Origin of the sequence: Dolichospermum sp. FACHB-1091, assembly GCF_014697585.1 — a bacterium.
In the GTDB taxonomy this organism is placed as follows: Bacteria; Cyanobacteriota; Cyanobacteriia; order Cyanobacteriales; family Nostocaceae; genus Dolichospermum.
Genome location: NZ_JACJSB010000006.1, coordinates 157,873 through 173,165, shown reverse-complemented (window position 1 = coordinate 173,165; position 15,293 = coordinate 157,873). Strand labels below are relative to the sequence as shown.

Genomic DNA, 15,293 nt, shown 5'->3' with positions numbered 1-15,293 from the left:
ACAACAAGGATAAATTTATTTCCTTGCAAAAGTCTGTCCAGTTTGGAGCGCAGACCTTTTCTTTTGAAGTTGAGTTCTGAGCCAATATCTTTGATGATTTCTGCGTCTGGGTAGAGGGATTGCATATAGGCGATTTGTCTATCAAGGTCATCTCGCTGTTTTGAGGAACTGACCCGGCAGTAGCAAATAGTGGGAGTTCTAATTGAATCGCCCGTGATGTATGATTCGACATCGTATAATCTTTGTCCTGCCGGGTTTTTAATGCTTTTGATTTTCCCCTCATCTGCATATCTCCTCAAGGTGTTTGGATGCAATCCCAGAAATTCGACCGCTTTTCTAAGTGGTATGTATGCCATAAGAAAAGTATAGCATTAGTTAGTATTAGTTGGCAAATATTTAACTAGCTAAACTCCTCCCAGATTTAAAAATATGTGAGTAGGAGTTTGGGGTGGTAATTGGTAATTGGAAAAACTCTCACCAATTACCTATCACCAATTATCTAAACTCGCAAAGCCACCATTTTCTGGACCGCTTCGATAATTTGCTCTGGTTGAACAATTGTTAGGCGTTCCAGATTACCATTATAAGGCGTGGGGATATCTTGGGAAGAAAGACGCAATACAGGAGCGTCTAATTCATCAAATAAGCGATCATTAATAGAAGCGGTTAATTCTGCACCAATACCCCCCGTTCTCATACACTCCTCCACAACGATAACGCGGTGAGTTTTGCGAATTGATGCGCCAATAGTGTTAAAATCCAGAGGTTTGAGAGAAATTAAATCAATAACTTCTGGATCATAACCTTGTTTTTCCAAAGATTTCACAGCTTGTAAAACATGATACCGCATTCGTGAATAAGTTAAAATTGTCACATCCTTACCTTTACGGACAATTTCAGCCTTATCTAGGGGGAGGACATATTCTGTTTCTGGTAGGTCTTCTTTTAAATTATAAAGTAAAACGTGTTCAAAAAATAAGACTGGGTTATCATCGCGGATAGCTGCTTTCAGTAAGCCTTTAGCATTGTAAGGGGTGGAACAAGCCACGATTTTTAAACCGGGAACAGCTTGGAAATAAGCTTCTAGACGCTGGGAATGTTCCGCTCCTAATTGTCTACCCACACCCCCAGGACCACGAATGACCATAGGGATTTTAAAGTTACCTCCGGAAGTATAGCGCAACATACCCGCATTATTAGAAATCTGGTTGAAGGCGAGGAGCAGAAAGCCCATATTCATTCCTTCAATAATAGGACGTAAACCGGTCATAGCAGCGCCTACAGCTATTCCAGTAAAGCTATTTTCCGCAATAGGGGTATCTAAAACCCGCAAATCACCATACTTTTGGTGTAGATCTTTAGTAACTTTATAAGAACCGCCGTAGTGTCCTACGTCCTCACCCAGAACGAATACCTTAGAGTCGCGGGACATTTCTTCGTCAATAGCTTCCCGCAGAGCGTTGAAAAATAGTGTTTCTGCCATTTAGACCTTTATTGCAATTTATCGTTATAGAATTTTATCGTGTCATTGTCCCGAATACCGTCAAGCCTATCACTCTTATTGAGAACAGGGGATAATTCTTTATAATCTGTCTTAAGGACGTAGGAGTAGAAAATTTATTATACAGGGGTTTCCGCTCTTATGAGGTACTTCCTAAGCCCCCTCCTCGCACCCCCCTCAATCCCCCCGCTGCGGGGGGAAGAAAAGGATAAACTTTTGATATTGGAGAGGGTTGGGGATGGGGTTCTTGTACCTCATAACATCGGGAACTGCTGTATCACCTGAGTTAGGTGTAAATAAGGTTCTTCGGTACTTGTTATGCTAAACCGAGAAGTTGAGAGAAGGGAACTCTTAACTGGGAACTCTTAACAGGGGAAAAAATTAATTTTCTAGTTTTTTAATAAGACTAATAATCATTCTGCTTTCTTCTTTTAATAAATTAAGAATCATTTCTACATCTTTTTCTGAACATAATCCTAAGTAGGTGAACGGAAAAAACGACACAAGTAACGAAAAGTAAAGTTGCCCAAAACCTCTTCCGTGTTCCCTCCAGTTTAGCATAGTTAATTCAATAAAAAATGCGATTTTTGTGAATATTATTTCTATAATCAAGTATTTATGTGTTAAGCAAATTCTTTGAAAGAAATATCTCTTATGACAGGGCAAAAATAGATATATGATCTAACTTGAGAATTATGATTTTCTGATAAATGATGGTTATATTTGAATTGTTAGCTAGAAAACCAGCTAATGCCAATTAAATTAGTGTTAATGATGAGGTAGAATCATGTCAGTTAATACGATTGAATCTGAGTTACTTGTTGAATTATCTAAACAGGAACAACAGCTTTTATCTGGAGGTAAAAAGGGAGTTCTGGAGGGTACAGGTAATTTTGTCTACGGTGGTCAAACTTTTCCAGCTACTTTTAAAGTGACAGTTAGAAATCTACCTGACATAACTCAGAATGTACCTACTAACGAACCTACTTAAAATACCATGGGTTTTTATGGAGTTTTCAGGACTCAAATCAATTGTCTCTGATGGTCATTATTTCATATAAATTAGAACCATTACTTCCTTGTTAATCAATTTACAGTCTAATTCTCCTTGGGGAATTAGACTTTTTTAATGATTAAAAATAAAATAAATATTGGGGAATAAATTACGCCATTAAAAGTAAAAATAAAGAAAAAAGTAACTGCTATTTATAGTAGTTACCTTTTTATATTCAGCACGTTTAATTAAATCTCTGAAAAGAACAAATGAGAATGCCTAAATATTCTCAAAACTTGATTTATCTTGAATGAATTACCTAAGTTTTCTCCTGTTTTGAATAATTCCAGAGTTTAAACTAGGGGACTAACTTATTAACGTAAGTTGCTAGTTAGGGAAAATGTCTGGGTCAGAATGTCCAGGATTCAAGGATTTACAGGATTAAAACGGAAAATTACTCACCAATGACCTATTACCCATTACCCATTACCCATTACCAGCCTCAACGAGATAATCAGCAAATTGAGTTATTAGTAACATTAGTTTTAATCTTCATCATCTGAAGAAGTTTGGCTACTGTCAGGCTGATCGGTACGTTTTGCTTCAGAAGGATATATATTGAATACTGGATGATTTTCTACTTTTTGCCTTACCCCACCACGTCGACGACGTAAAGGTTCGTAATTATCACATCCCCCAGATAAAAGTTGTTGTTCTTCCGAGGATAATTCAACAAGTAAATCAGTTGTGATGTTTTGGTTTGACATAATTATGTGCCTTAATTAGTGGAATTGCTTGGCTTTTAATTAGGAGGAAGGAGAAAGGTAATGGTTATATCAGCTTTCTCTTTCCTCTCGTAAAGACTAGGTTGAAATTAAATGGCTACCCAATTTGTGAGTTTATTCCAGTTAATATCTCTAGGAATCGCCATCACTCAGTATCGATATCAATATTAACAATATCGGCCTCAGAAGCAGAAGATTGGTGTCTTCTTCGTCTATGGGGACGATAGCGAGTGCAGAGTATTGGACGTTGCTGTCCTCCAGATAAAAGCTCTTGTTGATCTGCCGATAACTCCACGAGTAAATCAGATTTAATGTTTTGATATGACATGATTGTTAGCCTCAATTTATGAATAGGTGTTATTCACCTATGCTTCTTTTATAACTATTTATTATGGGAAATAAATGATCCTCTGGTTATAAAGTTTTGAGATGTTAAATTACTCTTAGGTTATATATCTATTTAGATAAATCTCTCTCTTTTAACTCATGTTTTTTTATTTGATTTATCTAATTAACAGTACATAATTATATACTCTATTTTTTTATCCTCAAAGAAGTTATTTATTAACTCAAACAGCAGAAAATGTAGAGCAGAAAATAAACCTGTCTCTACAATAAAATGTTTTAATTTAATTAAATCTAGCTATTTTAGGAAAACAAATTATTTAGAAAACCGGGTAATAAATTGCTCAATTTATCACCACTAGAACTAATTGTTAGTAACCCAAATGTTAACGAAAGCACCATAGTGACTTGGGATAATTTATATTTGGTGGTTTGTGAACTAGAATCACCTGAAGCAAGTTTTAAATCATTTTTACCTTCATTTTCAATATCAGTTTTTTGGAAAAATGAATTACCTTCAACTAATACACCTAATTGGGGAGATATTTGCCCACCAATTAGAGATTCTTGTTCTGCATCAGAAAGATATCTGAATAATTGAGGATGACTAAATTGAGTATTTTTAGACATATTATTTGTCCTTAAAAAACCTAAGTAATTTTGGTTAATTGATAGCACAATAAAAGCTCAATTTATGCAGTTAAAAACTGCAAATGTTCGCCAGGTTTTGATAAGAAAGTATCAGCAGTTCCTTGAATTTGTACTTGACCTTTTTCGATAAGAACAATCCAATTAGCGCGATGAATGACACTAGGACGATGGGTAATTAAAATTGTGGTTTTACCTGCGCGATATTCCAAAAGACGATCTAAAACATTAGCTTCACTCATAGGGTCTAATCCGGCGGTAGCTTCATCTAAAATTAGTATAGGTGGATTTGTGAGAATGCCGCGAGCGATCGCTAATCTTTGTCTTTGGCCACCAGAAAGATTTGCACCAAATTCTCCTAAAACGGTTTGATATTTATTAGGTAATTGACTAATAAAACCATCTGCATCAGCAATATCACAAGCTTGAACTACCTCTTCAAAAGAAATATTAGGTGTGCCTAAACGGAAGTTTTCTAAAATAGAACGACTCCAAAAATGAGGCTCTTGGGGAACATAAACTACCTGTTGTCGGTAACAATCTAAAGCAATATCTTGGATATTTAAAAAACCGATGCGAATATTACCAGAATCTGGGACATATAAACCAGATAATAATTTAGCTAAAGTGCTTTTACCACAACCTGATTTACCAATTAAAGCAATTGTTTTTCCTCCTGGAATTTGAATAGAAAAATCATCTAATAAATCAACTCTTCCGGGGTGATGAAATTTAAGATTTGCACAACTAATATCAGCATTACTGGAAATTTGTACAATTGGTTTTTGACTTCCTCCTACTACTTCTGGTGTGGCATCAATAACTTCTAATAATCGAGAAACTGCGGTTTGAGAGCGAAAATATTCATCCACAAAGCTAACTAATGAATTAATTAAAGTTAAAACATTTACTTCTAAAGCATTAAAAGCTAACATTTGACCGATGCTTAAATTTCCTCCAATTACCAAAATACTGCCAAATCCTAGTAAGAGAACGCCACCAATTGTAGATATAATTCTAGCAAGAGTACCGTTGATAATTGCTATTTGTACTGTACTAAAGGCAAGATTAGCTAGACGACCAAAACGACTTTGAAATTCATCCCAAAATTGAGGAGCAGCATTAGTAGTTTTAATGACTTGTGCGCCTTTAAATGTTTCTACTAAAACACCTTGATTTTCTGCTCCTAAAACTAAGAGACTGCGGGTTTTTTGTTGCAAAATAGGCAAGAAAGGTAAAGTAGATAAGGTCATTAAACCAGCAACCAATAAAGCAGCTATTGTTAATTGCCAGCTATAAAATAACATTAAGCCAAGAGAAATTATAGCGATAAAAAACTCACTAGGTAAAACAATCACAATTTGTGATACTAATTGGTTAATTTCGCCAATATCTCGGAGTCTGCTAGTAATTTCACCACTGCGACGGGATTCATAATAATTTAAAGGTAATTGCAGAAGTTTACGACCAAATTCTAAGACTAAACCTAATTGTAATCTTTGTCCAAAATGAGAAATCATTAAAGCTTGGAATACTTGTAAACCTCCACTAAATAAACTCATAACGACAACAGCAGAAACGACAACAGTAAGTAATTGTACATCTCCACGAACGAGAACATCATCTGTTAATAATTGAATCAAAACCGGAGTTCCTAAAGCTAGTAAACCCAGGACAATATTAATCATTAAAACCTGAGTTAGTAAACCACGATAGGGTAAAATGCGATGAAAAAAGCGCGTTATTCCACCTTTTGATTGTTCTTGGGGCTGGTCAGAAAAACGATCTGGATCTGGCTCTAATAAGAGCATTACCCCATTCCAAGCAGCGGTTAGTTCTTCTTTGGTCAAATAACGGATTCCCACCGCAGGATCGGCAATAACGTATTTTTTGCCTTTTTTACCATATAAAACAACCCAATGATAGCCTTGCCAATGGATAATTGCGGGTAATGTAATTTCTGTAATTCTGTCTATAATTTCTGGAGAAGCTTTAACTGCTCTAGCATTAAAACCGAGATTTTCTGAGCCTCTTTTTAAACCTAATAATGTTGTTCCTAATTGTCCAGTACCAACAGCTTCCCGACTTTTAATCATACTTAAAAAATGTCCATAATGCTTGCTAATAGAAACTAAACAAGCTGCTCCACAATCTTCTTCACTTAACTGTAAAGTACACTGATAATCTTGATGATTTTTAAAAGTATTGAGCATATTAAACATGATTATTAAGAGTATTCTAGTAGGTTGGGTTGACGTGAGGAAACCCAACTTTATTAACAAAGCTTTGGATGGTCTTGAGTAGGTTAGATTGACGTAGGAAACCCAATTTTAAAAAAGCTTGTGTTGGGTTGCGCTATCCCTTAACCCAACCTACATTTTCACCTATGAATTAGTGATTAACTTGCTTTTTCTCAGAATAAATTGGAGTACAGTTTCCCGACGAGAAATAATATCAGCGCGTCCTTCCATGCCAGATTTGAGATAACATAAATGATTACCTTTTCCTAGAAATAGACTTTCTGGTTCAATATTAATTTCATAAGTAGCTAATTGGGGTGTATTAATAATTGAATTATTCGGATTATTCTGGGTAGTTGCTAAAACATCTGCCCCAACAGTTTTGACAGTTCCTTTCAGAGTTCCATAGTCAGGATAGGGACAAGCGGAAACCTGCATTTGCACTGCTTGACCGGTTTTTACTTTGTCAATATCTTTAGTAGGAACGTGAGCTTTGATAATTAAAGGAGCATCTACAGGAGAAATTTGAGCGATAGCTTCACTGAGTTGTACAACCTGTCCAGGGTTGCGGAGTTTGAGTTGTATAAGTGTACCATTAGTTGGGGAGCGAATCACACTTTTATTCAACTCATTTTCTAATTGTTGTAGTTCTTGACGGGTGCGAATTTGTTGTTTTTGTAGTTCTAAAAGTTGTTGAAACAAGGTTTCTTTTTCTTTTTTTAATGCTGCTAAATTAGCTTCACCTTTGGACTTTTCTTGTTTAATTCTTTCCGATGCTACTGTTACTATCGCATTACTAGGATTGACAGCACTATTTGCTTTTTGTAGGTTTATTTGTGCTAATTTAACAGCTTGCTCTTTTTCTTCTTGGAGATTTTTAGCACTAAATTTAGCTTGTTCTAATTTTGATTCAGCCGATTTAACAGCTTGTTCTTTTTCCTCGACTAAATTCTGAGATATTGCTCCTGATTCAGCTATATTCTGCAAGCGATTTCTCTGTAATATAGCCAGTTGTAATGCTGCTTCTGCTTCTTGTACTGTGGCTATTAATACCTTTTCTTTTTTTAATCTTGCTAATTGTTCCTTTGCTAAATTTATAGTTATTTTAGCTTGTGTCATTTCTGCACTGGCTTTAATTTGTTGATCTTTATAGTTACGTTGAGTTCCAGTTAATTCAGCTTGGGTAGCTATAATAGTCCGGTTATTTAAGTTAGTTTGAGCAATTATTTGAGTATTAATTTGATTAATTTGAGCATCAATTTGAATAAGTTGTAATTGATTTTTCTCAAAAGTATTTTGCAGTTGTCTTTTTTGAGATTGTAGTTGGGAGTCATCAATATAAGCAATTATTTCTCCTTTATTTACTACCTGATTTTCTTTGACAGCAATTCTTTTAATAGTTCCCGTCATTGCTGATTCAACTAACCGTAATTCTCCCAATGGTCGGATAGTTGCAGGAACTTTAACCGTGACGTTATAATAAAGAATGGAGGTAAGACTTGCAGCAACTACAAGCATACTAATCATCACTCCCCCACCGACATGAATCCATTTACCGATATGGGGAAGAAACTCATTGGCTTCTAAAATATGGAGATGATCAGAATTTGATTCATTTAAGTTATGGGAATAATTCACGGTATTACACCTTTAGTTATAAATCAATAGTTGAATTGCATAAATTTTGCATAAATAAAGATTCCAGAGACTAATTCACTAATGCTATTCTCCCAAATTCAACTGGTGATATGAATTGGGTTTGGCAAAAGAGAAAATGGTAAAATAACTCTGGAATCCTAATTTGTTTTTATTATCGAAATCTATGAAGGAAGAGTGACAACCGGTACAGCGGGAACAGCAGGTGCAACAGGTGCAGTTATACCTACTGCACCTGTTGACGCGGTAACGGTGGTATCATTGAGACCTCCACCTTTGACTGTGCTACCTTGAAGATTAGAATTGCTTTCACCCAATGCGCCTGAACGTCTGTTACCAAAAGCACTTGAGTTTAGAGAAAAATCTGCACCACCAGTTAGTAACTCTTGTTCTTGATCTGATAAGACGGTTAACATTTTATTTGACACGATTATTAGCCTCACCTATGTGATTAAGTGTTTTATTACCTAACAACTCAACTATAAGCATTGTTGGCTAATATTTCATAAATCTAAGGGTAGAAAGTAATGTTTGCAAATTTACCTCTACAAGTAGAGACAAAATAACTTCTAAAAGTAGAGACAAAATAGTTTTTTATCACTAAAATAGTGTTAGCTAATACATTGTTAATACATTAATTTTCTTTTCTAATATCTTCATAATTCATAATTTTTATTGTTTAATTTTTTGTTTTCATAGAAAAATATGATGATAGGAATTTACTTTGGTTTTTCTCTCAAGACAAAATTTAATCTCTATACTTTTAGATATTTGCCTATACCAGCAATTATTCAGTAATTAAAGAGTATCTGAACTAACAGATAAGCACAAGTAGCACTACCGACAGGAACGGTTAAATTATCTATTCCCCAAAAAGAAAATGCTTCTAAAATCGTAGCTACTAAGGCAACTATTAAAGAAACTATCCAAGTTTGCCAAATATTACCTTGAGTAACAAGTAAAATAGTTACACAAATCAAATAACTAATTAAAGTCACTGTTAAAGAACCTTCCCAGCTTTTCTGAGAACCGAAAAATATGTATTGATGTTTGCCAAAACGTTTACCAATTAAAGCAGCTAATCCATCTCCCCAAGCCATAATCATAATCCCTAAAACGGCGTATTCAGGTTGATGTAAATGCCAAAAAATACCCACTAAAACCCCAATACTCACAGCATAGAAAAAGGTTCCCAAACTCTGACGACCGACGCTATTAATACCAGGAAAAATGGGGAATTTATAGGATAACAAGGTGATAATACTCGCCAAAACTGAAGCAGTAATTCCCACATAAGCAGGAATATCTAACCACCAAGCAATTAAAATCACGTTACCCATGCCAATATGCACGATTTTACGAATGATTTCCGTTTCACTATCAGTAAAACGATATACTACCCAAGCAATGCAGATAATTAATCCCACCCAAACCGCAGCGGGGGCAATTTGCAGCGATAATGGAGAAATGGTTTCCAAGCCGAGAAATGTGTTAAACAATGTCAAATAGAGGTATTTTTCACTTTAATCCTACTTTATTAGATTTGGGTATGAAAATGTTATTGATTTGGCTCATTCAAGGTTATCGTTTATTTATTTCTCCTCTGTTTCCCCCCACTTGTCGCTTTCAACCGACTTGTTCTATGTATGCGATTCAAGCAATTGAACGGTTTGGGGTGTTTCGGGGTGGTTGGATGGCTATTATGCGGATTTTACGCTGTCATCCTTTTCATCCAGGAGGTTATGATCCTGTTCCCAATGTGCAGGAAAAATCTTGTTGTGAACATGAAGATTAAATACTAATAATGATATTACAGCGATTTTGCTGGTAAACGAACCAAGGTTTTTGTTTCGCGCAATCTCTCTTAGAGATCCCGAAGGGTAGGCGCAAAGTAGGGAAGGCGCGAAGGAAGAAGGTAATCAAAGTCTGGTTTAATATAGATGAAAACTGCTGTAACTTGTGAGTGATACAGTCAAGTCATAATTTTGACATAGATTGAATAGATTGATCAGTTTTCCTTTAATGCGCGATCGCAGGTTCTCCGGTGAAACTACAATACAATCAACGGAATACTGCATGATTTCCCGAATAAACAAAAATGTAGTTGATAGTCTTCTAATTACTCTTTTTGCTTGTGGTTGATCTGGTATCCGTTCTACCATATATTGATGTAGTTTTTAACAGTGTAATGACTGGAGAAGAACGGGGCTTGTATCCCATTATTTTCGGTCAAGCAGTCTATGACTTTGCTCGTTATTTTGTGAAGGATGTTTTAAAAGCGATCGCGCTAATTGGGGTGATTTTTGCAGATGGAGAAATTGTTAGTAATTTGCGATGGACACAAAAAATCTATGATTTGATGATGAATACACAGCCAATTAATCCTCTAGATGATAATTTTAACTTTGTTCAAGTATTGTGTTACAATTAATAGGACTTACGCACAAGTCACGGAATAATGAACCACGTTCGCGGAGCGTCCCGTCAGGGATAGGAACGAAGAGAACGAAGAAGAGAGGGTTTGAGAGATATTTTGCGTAAGTCCTGATTAATTCAGATTTAGAAGAGTAAAAATATCATGATTTTAGCTATTAAAAATGCTCTTTCCACAATTGCACCCAAGTTAACTTATGATGTGTTAATTGAAAACCAAGAAGATGGCACTGTGAAAGCGACATTATTAAGTTTACCAGAATTTCAAGGTTTTGGTGCAAATAAAGAAGAAGCATTAAATAATCTGATTCAACTTTTTCAAGCCCGAAAACCAGAAATAGTAACTTTAGAAATTAAATGTTATGAAACTAAAAATCCTTTAATGGAAGTTACAGAAATACGCAATAATGAAGGTAATGCTTGGGATGTGCTAGAGGCCTTAACAGGAACTATTGAAGCACCAAGTGATTGGTCAAGTTAACATAATCACTATTTATATGGTAATTCTAAACAGGACAATCACGTTAATACACTTTCTTTAATTTGCAATTTATTTATAATACTTTCTTGTAAAAGATAATAGATAAAATGAGGAGTGTTTAAATTAGCTGAATGTAATAGATTTTGATAAACTTGACACGCTGATTCATCATTTAAAATCCGATTGTGAATAATTCTCGTCCATTCTGGTGCTGTTATCATTAATTGAGGGACAACATGAATAAATGCTGTAATTTGTTTTTCCATATCGAAAGATTCGAGAAAATGAATTAAGCTAAACATCACTTCTGGCTGTTGACATTGATCATCTAAAATTAGATGATAAGCAGATAATTTATTTTCATCAGGATTTTCAGCTATTTCAGCTAAAGCATTTTCAAAATTTGTAACTTGTGCTTCTGTTTGCATGAAGCGATTTTCTTGCAAGGTTGCTAGTAAATTATTTTGATTCATTGTTTTGTCCCTTATTTCTCAAAAATCCATGGCCAAGTAGATTTATTCTGTCTGATTAATGTTTGCAAACTTTCCCTGATTTCTCTATTATACAAACCTTGACGAAGATAAATACAACGTACATCATAAAATTGTCAGAATCAGGTGGTTATCGAGCGACTTGTACTGAGCTTGCCGAAGTAAGTCGAGATAATGTCCAGGATTAGAGGATTAACAGGATGTTTTTGAGAAAATATAGGTTTTTGTGAATGATAGAAAATATATTTTCCTCTAAATCATAAATTATCATCATTAACTATTCACAGAAAATCTACAAATAACAATCCTGTACATCCTTAAATCCTGGATGTCCTGATTCTGACAACTCTTATCCAGAATCAAGAATATATTTTCCTCCAAATCATAAATTATCATCATTAACTATTCACAGAAAATCTACAAATAACAATCCTGTACATCCTTAAATCCTGGATGTCCTGATTCTGATAACCACAACAAAAAATCTCCAAATAGTGAAAATGTAACTTTACCTATTTGTTAATAACTAAAAACTTGAGAGGAATATTATTAGCTTCCCAGTATTCTTTGGCTGAATTTAAAATATCCAATGCTATTTGGTACTGTGTCGGTTCTGCTTGAGCAAAGATATCAGCATGATCATATAATATGACATATCTTTGAGCCGGACACCATGTTAAATCGGTGATACATTCATCAAAAGCATCCCAGTTAGCGCCGAAGTATGGAGGAAATTCCATTGCTTCAGCAGCTTGTTTTAAAAATGTTTGTTTGCTATTGATTTTTTTACCATCAAGATAAAAAACTTTATGATTCATAGATTTATGGTGAGGAAATAGGTTAGTAAAATTGTCTGAATCAGGATGTCCAGGATTAAAGGATTTACAGGATAATAAAATAGATAGATTATTTTTAATAAAACCCTGTAAATTTTCCAATCCTGTATATTCTGATTCTAACTACTATGCAATTTGCTTATAAGTGAATCCACTCTTCTTGATATATTTATCGAAATAATTACCATGAGATGAGGCACTCATTAAGCCTTGATATAGTGACTGCGGAATATTAAAATACCTATACACAGAGCCTTGTGAAAATTCTACCTCTAGTATTTGATGTTCTGCATCGTAACCAATGGAGGCTATATTTGATGATGATACAGTTTTTCTTTGCATTGTTATATATCTTGAACTAAGGGAAATGAAAGTCTATTCTTATTAATAAATATAATTCATAAGTGTGTCTAACCCACTCTACTCGCTATTATCTATATTACAATCTATAAGCCTCGACATAAGAGCAATCACACGCGACCCGCTTTTACGTCCACCTCCGCCAGTCAAATCTCCCCCCCATATCATTCTATTCCACGTATCATTAGGGAAGTGGGCTTCGGGTGCTGTATTGTCAAAAGTCATATCATCATATCTTAACCATGTGTCGCCTTCACTCCATCCTAGATATTTCCTCCATCCTATATGATCTGCAAAAGCACCCCAAATTTTCTCGTTGTACTCTTTAGTTCCACCCAAATTTTGATAAATACGCTTTTGTACTGAAAACCCAAACTTTCCATTACTGAATTTTACCCAAAGTTGATCAATAGTACGAAGGTCTATACAGGAAAAATTCTCAATATTTTCTTCATTTAACCCAAACTCATTTTCAAGTTTTGTTACAGATAACATTACTCTTTGTGTTTCCTGATCTGCTTCTTTCCACTTTCCAGCACTGAGTAGCACAATCAGTTCCGTATAATCTATAACTGGTGATTTTAATACTTTCTCCACACTTGTGGGAAGAGGTGAGGGTTGTGGTTTCTCTCTATCCAAAACCCTTTCTCCAGTCATCACTAACGCAAATCCAAAACCTGTTAACCCTAAAATTTGCAGAAAACGACGACGGGAAGAATTGGGTAAATTTGTAGAATGTGTAGTTTGCGAAATCTGAGAGGGTGTTTGCTTAACAGGAGATGAAGTAGTGGTATTAGTATATAGTCCCGATGGTTGGGTTATTACAGGTTGATTTTGAGGTTTATAAACTGCTGGTTGCGTAACTTGAGATTGAGTTTGCTTAACTGCGGCTGAATTATTTATATTAGTATTCCCCGTAATTAGTTTATTAGCTTCAGCTTGACTTATTAGACTTATTTGGTTTGAATCTTTTAGTATTATTTGTGGAGTATTACGACCTGATTTTTGATGTACTTCAAGAGTTCCCGTAATTTTGATATAACTTCCAACCCAATTACTTAATTGAGTAATTGTTAAGCTTCTGGAATTAGATAAATTTTTTAAACCTTCTGAAAATATAACAATTGCAAAAGGACTATAACCGTTGACGAGACTAGAAACGTTACCAAAGTTAATAAAGAATATATTTGCGCTGCTAAGATGGCGAGTATTAGCAACTTTACCAACTACAGTTATTATCTTTCCTTCTTGCTTAACCAGTTCTAGCGTGTTAGTAGCTGCAAAAATCTTAGTTTGTGATGTTGATTCAACCACAGCAGATGGTTTTGATTTCACAACACCAGGAAAAATATCAATACCAAGTTTTGCAAAGCGATCGCACCAATAACAATTACCAAAGGTTCTACTATAATAATGACTATCTACTCTGCCACAAATAGTTAAATTATCATTTCCTGTTCTTAAAGCTTCCAACCACTCCCTAGCTGTGGGGCGTAAATTGGGGTAATTATGACCATCATTAAAGCATTTTAGAAAACATTGCTGAATCTCTGGATGGACAATCTCCAGGGGAATTGTTCTTGCTACTGCTGCAATTAAATTAGTTGACCCATTAACCCATAAACCCTGACAGATAAGTTCATTTATGTCTGGAATTTCCCCCGCACCTGTCCATTCTCCATGAAAAGGATTATTACCACCAAATAATAATTGATAGATAATTACCCCTAACCGGAATCTATCATGTACTTCCGTTTGCTCAATCCTATCAAAATCTTTGCCAATCAGTTCCGGTGGTGTATATCCCTCAGAACCAACTAAACAATGATAAACTTTACCATTTTTCGGATTTTTCACCTGAAAAGAATCTGTATCAATAATAGAAGGTAAAGCCCGATTATTCACTAAAATATTTTGTGGTTTAATATCACCTAAGACATAACCAGCAGCGTGCAGGGCTTCAATAATGGAAACAATATTTAGCGCTGTTGTGTGCAGAAACCGCCAATCAATCTCTAGTTTCAAAGTTTGACGACGACGGGGATTATAAACATCAATAAGTTCTTTTCCATTCTTAATTTCTGGCATTAAAAAGCCGACAAAATCGCCCTGAGCATTTTTCAACGCCGACTTAGGCCAAGCAAAAGAAACATGATGAAGATGGGAATTTGGTTCTGTGGGTGGGTGGTCTATCATTACTGCTAACTTCTGCACCCGTTCAGGTGTTGGAGAATGGTAAATTTTCGCTAAATAACCATTTTGATTAGTTCGCCAAACTTTCGCTTCACCACTATTAGCAATCTCTTTTAAGAGAGTAATTGATTTTCCCGTACTGGCACAAGTAAGAACTGTCATAGAATTTTAATTAGATTTTAATTAGATGGGTTGAAATAAACATCAAATCCTATTGTTGACTAGGACGGGCTAGAAGCCCATCCCACAATAAATATATAACTCTTGTGAGGTGGGCATCCTGCCCGCCCATCATTTAATTGTCTCTGCGGGTTAGAAGCCCATTCCACA

The 15,293-nt window shown here is 35.2% G+C and carries 17 protein-coding genes and 1 pseudogene; 4 read left to right on the top strand and 14 right to left on the bottom strand.

Features of this window, described 5'->3' with window-relative positions:
- Nucleotides 1–356 (bottom strand): MerR family DNA-binding transcriptional regulator (locus tag H6G25_RS06035; RefSeq protein WP_190391694.1); only part of this gene is annotated, 356 nt, incomplete at its 3' end.
- Nucleotides 357–499: 143 nt separating this feature from the next.
- Nucleotides 500–1,483, bottom strand: a complete 984-nt coding sequence (locus tag H6G25_RS06030; RefSeq protein ID WP_190391693.1) for an alpha-ketoacid dehydrogenase subunit beta — start codon at nucleotides 1,481–1,483, stop codon at nucleotides 500–502.
- 805 nt (nucleotides 1,484–2,288) lie between these two features.
- Between H6G25_RS06030 and H6G25_RS06025 the strand changes: the two genes are divergently transcribed.
- A complete protein-coding gene (locus H6G25_RS06025) occupies nucleotides 2,289–2,492 on the top strand; it encodes a hypothetical protein (protein ID WP_190391692.1) in 204 nt (67 codons plus the stop codon).
- Nucleotides 2,493–3,040: 548 nt separating this feature from the next.
- On the opposite strand, the gene H6G25_RS06020 is transcribed toward H6G25_RS06025, so the two are convergent.
- The 7 genes from H6G25_RS06020 to H6G25_RS05990 form a co-directional block, all read right to left on the bottom strand.
- Complete coding sequence (locus H6G25_RS06020) at nucleotides 3,041–3,262, bottom strand: hypothetical protein (protein ID WP_190391691.1); 222 nt, start codon at nucleotides 3,260–3,262, stop codon at nucleotides 3,041–3,043.
- A 163-nt stretch (nucleotides 3,263–3,425) separates the two neighbouring features.
- A complete protein-coding gene (locus H6G25_RS06015) occupies nucleotides 3,426–3,608 on the bottom strand; it encodes a hypothetical protein (RefSeq protein ID WP_190391690.1) in 183 nt (60 codons plus the stop codon).
- A 320-nt stretch (nucleotides 3,609–3,928) separates the two neighbouring features.
- A complete protein-coding gene (locus H6G25_RS06010; protein WP_190391689.1) occupies nucleotides 3,929–4,255 on the bottom strand; it encodes a hypothetical protein in 327 nt (108 codons plus the stop codon).
- Between the two features lie 62 nt (nucleotides 4,256–4,317).
- A complete protein-coding gene (locus H6G25_RS06005) occupies nucleotides 4,318–6,486 on the bottom strand; it encodes a peptidase domain-containing ABC transporter (RefSeq protein ID WP_190391688.1) in 2,169 nt (722 codons plus the stop codon).
- Between the two features lie 171 nt (nucleotides 6,487–6,657).
- Nucleotides 6,658–8,151 (bottom strand): HlyD family efflux transporter periplasmic adaptor subunit, encoded by a 1,494-nt coding sequence (locus H6G25_RS06000; protein WP_190391687.1) that lies wholly within the window; start codon nucleotides 8,149–8,151, stop codon nucleotides 6,658–6,660.
- A 182-nt stretch (nucleotides 8,152–8,333) separates the two neighbouring features.
- A complete protein-coding gene (locus H6G25_RS05995) occupies nucleotides 8,334–8,597 on the bottom strand; it encodes a CTB family bacteriocin (RefSeq protein WP_190391686.1) in 264 nt (87 codons plus the stop codon).
- A gap of 363 nt (nucleotides 8,598–8,960) precedes the next feature.
- Nucleotides 8,961–9,668, bottom strand: coding sequence for a diacylglycerol/polyprenol kinase family protein (locus tag H6G25_RS05990; RefSeq protein ID WP_190391685.1), 708 nt, complete (start codon nucleotides 9,666–9,668; stop codon nucleotides 8,961–8,963).
- 50 nt (nucleotides 9,669–9,718) lie between these two features.
- On the opposite strand from H6G25_RS05990, the gene yidD reads away from it, so the two are divergent.
- Nucleotides 9,719–9,964 carry a membrane protein insertion efficiency factor YidD gene (yidD, locus tag H6G25_RS05985; RefSeq protein WP_190391706.1) on the top strand — a complete coding sequence of 82 codons (246 nt, stop codon included), beginning with the start codon at nucleotides 9,719–9,721 and terminating at the stop codon, nucleotides 9,962–9,964.
- 136 nt (nucleotides 9,965–10,100) lie between these two features.
- Here the strand turns inward: yidD and H6G25_RS05980 are convergent, their stop codons facing one another.
- A complete protein-coding gene (locus tag H6G25_RS05980; protein WP_242034894.1) occupies nucleotides 10,101–10,331 on the bottom strand; it encodes a hypothetical protein in 231 nt (76 codons plus the stop codon).
- Between the two features lie 125 nt (nucleotides 10,332–10,456).
- On the opposite strand from H6G25_RS05980, the pseudogene H6G25_RS21080 reads away from it, so the two are divergent.
- Together H6G25_RS21080 and H6G25_RS05970 are read left to right on the top strand one after the other, a co-directional pair.
- A pseudogene (locus tag H6G25_RS21080) lies at nucleotides 10,457–10,561 on the top strand (type I-D CRISPR-associated protein Cas7/Csc2); the annotation flags it as partial.
- 186 nt (nucleotides 10,562–10,747) lie between these two features.
- A complete protein-coding gene (locus H6G25_RS05970) occupies nucleotides 10,748–11,083 on the top strand; it encodes a hypothetical protein (protein WP_190391684.1) in 336 nt (111 codons plus the stop codon).
- A gap of 38 nt (nucleotides 11,084–11,121) precedes the next feature.
- Here H6G25_RS05970 and H6G25_RS05965 read toward each other — a convergent pair whose 3' ends face one another.
- From H6G25_RS05965 to H6G25_RS21075, 4 genes are all read right to left on the bottom strand, one after another.
- A complete protein-coding gene (locus H6G25_RS05965) occupies nucleotides 11,122–11,556 on the bottom strand; it encodes an Imm30 family immunity protein (RefSeq protein ID WP_190391683.1) in 435 nt (144 codons plus the stop codon).
- A 530-nt stretch (nucleotides 11,557–12,086) separates the two neighbouring features.
- Nucleotides 12,087–12,392, bottom strand: a complete 306-nt coding sequence (locus tag H6G25_RS05960) for a barstar family protein (protein ID WP_190391682.1) — start codon at nucleotides 12,390–12,392, stop codon at nucleotides 12,087–12,089.
- A 144-nt stretch (nucleotides 12,393–12,536) separates the two neighbouring features.
- Nucleotides 12,537–12,752 carry a KTSC domain-containing protein gene (locus H6G25_RS21625; protein ID WP_190391681.1) on the bottom strand — a complete coding sequence of 72 codons (216 nt, stop codon included), beginning with the start codon at nucleotides 12,750–12,752 and terminating at the stop codon, nucleotides 12,537–12,539.
- A 78-nt stretch (nucleotides 12,753–12,830) separates the two neighbouring features.
- The gene (locus H6G25_RS21075; protein ID WP_190391680.1) at nucleotides 12,831–15,125 is read right to left on the bottom strand and encodes a GUN4 domain-containing protein; all 2,295 of its coding nucleotides are present in this window, start codon (nucleotides 15,123–15,125) and stop codon (nucleotides 12,831–12,833) included.
- Nucleotides 15,126–15,293: the final 168 nt, after the last annotated feature.

Excerpts from the sequence above, each read along its gene's own strand:
- H6G25_RS06025 (WP_190391692.1), top strand. The coding sequence starts at position 2,289 with ATGTCAGTTAATACGATTGAATCTGAGTTACTTGTTGAATTATCTAAA.
- H6G25_RS05960 (WP_190391682.1), bottom strand. The coding sequence starts at position 12,392 with ATGAATCATAAAGTTTTTTATCTTGATGGTAAAAAAATCAATAGCAAA.
- H6G25_RS05980 (WP_242034894.1), bottom strand. The coding sequence starts at position 10,331 with ATGGTAGAACGGATACCAGATCAACCACAAGCAAAAAGAGTAATTAGA.
- H6G25_RS06005 (WP_190391688.1), bottom strand. The coding sequence starts at position 6,486 with ATGCTCAATACTTTTAAAAATCATCAAGATTATCAGTGTACTTTACAG.
- H6G25_RS06030 (WP_190391693.1), bottom strand. The coding sequence starts at position 1,483 with ATGGCAGAAACACTATTTTTCAACGCTCTGCGGGAAGCTATTGACGAA.
- H6G25_RS21625 (WP_190391681.1), bottom strand. The coding sequence starts at position 12,752 with ATGCAAAGAAAAACTGTATCATCATCAAATATAGCCTCCATTGGTTAC.
- H6G25_RS05970 (WP_190391684.1), top strand. The coding sequence starts at position 10,748 with ATGATTTTAGCTATTAAAAATGCTCTTTCCACAATTGCACCCAAGTTA.
- H6G25_RS21075 (WP_190391680.1), bottom strand. The coding sequence starts at position 15,125 with ATGACAGTTCTTACTTGTGCCAGTACGGGAAAATCAATTACTCTCTTA.
- H6G25_RS06020 (WP_190391691.1), bottom strand. The coding sequence starts at position 3,262 with ATGTCAAACCAAAACATCACAACTGATTTACTTGTTGAATTATCCTCG.
- yidD (WP_190391706.1), top strand. The coding sequence starts at position 9,719 with ATGAAAATGTTATTGATTTGGCTCATTCAAGGTTATCGTTTATTTATT.
- H6G25_RS05965 (WP_190391683.1), bottom strand. The coding sequence starts at position 11,556 with ATGAATCAAAATAATTTACTAGCAACCTTGCAAGAAAATCGCTTCATG.
- H6G25_RS06010 (WP_190391689.1), bottom strand. The coding sequence starts at position 4,255 with ATGTCTAAAAATACTCAATTTAGTCATCCTCAATTATTCAGATATCTT.
- H6G25_RS06015 (WP_190391690.1), bottom strand. The coding sequence starts at position 3,608 with ATGTCATATCAAAACATTAAATCTGATTTACTCGTGGAGTTATCGGCA.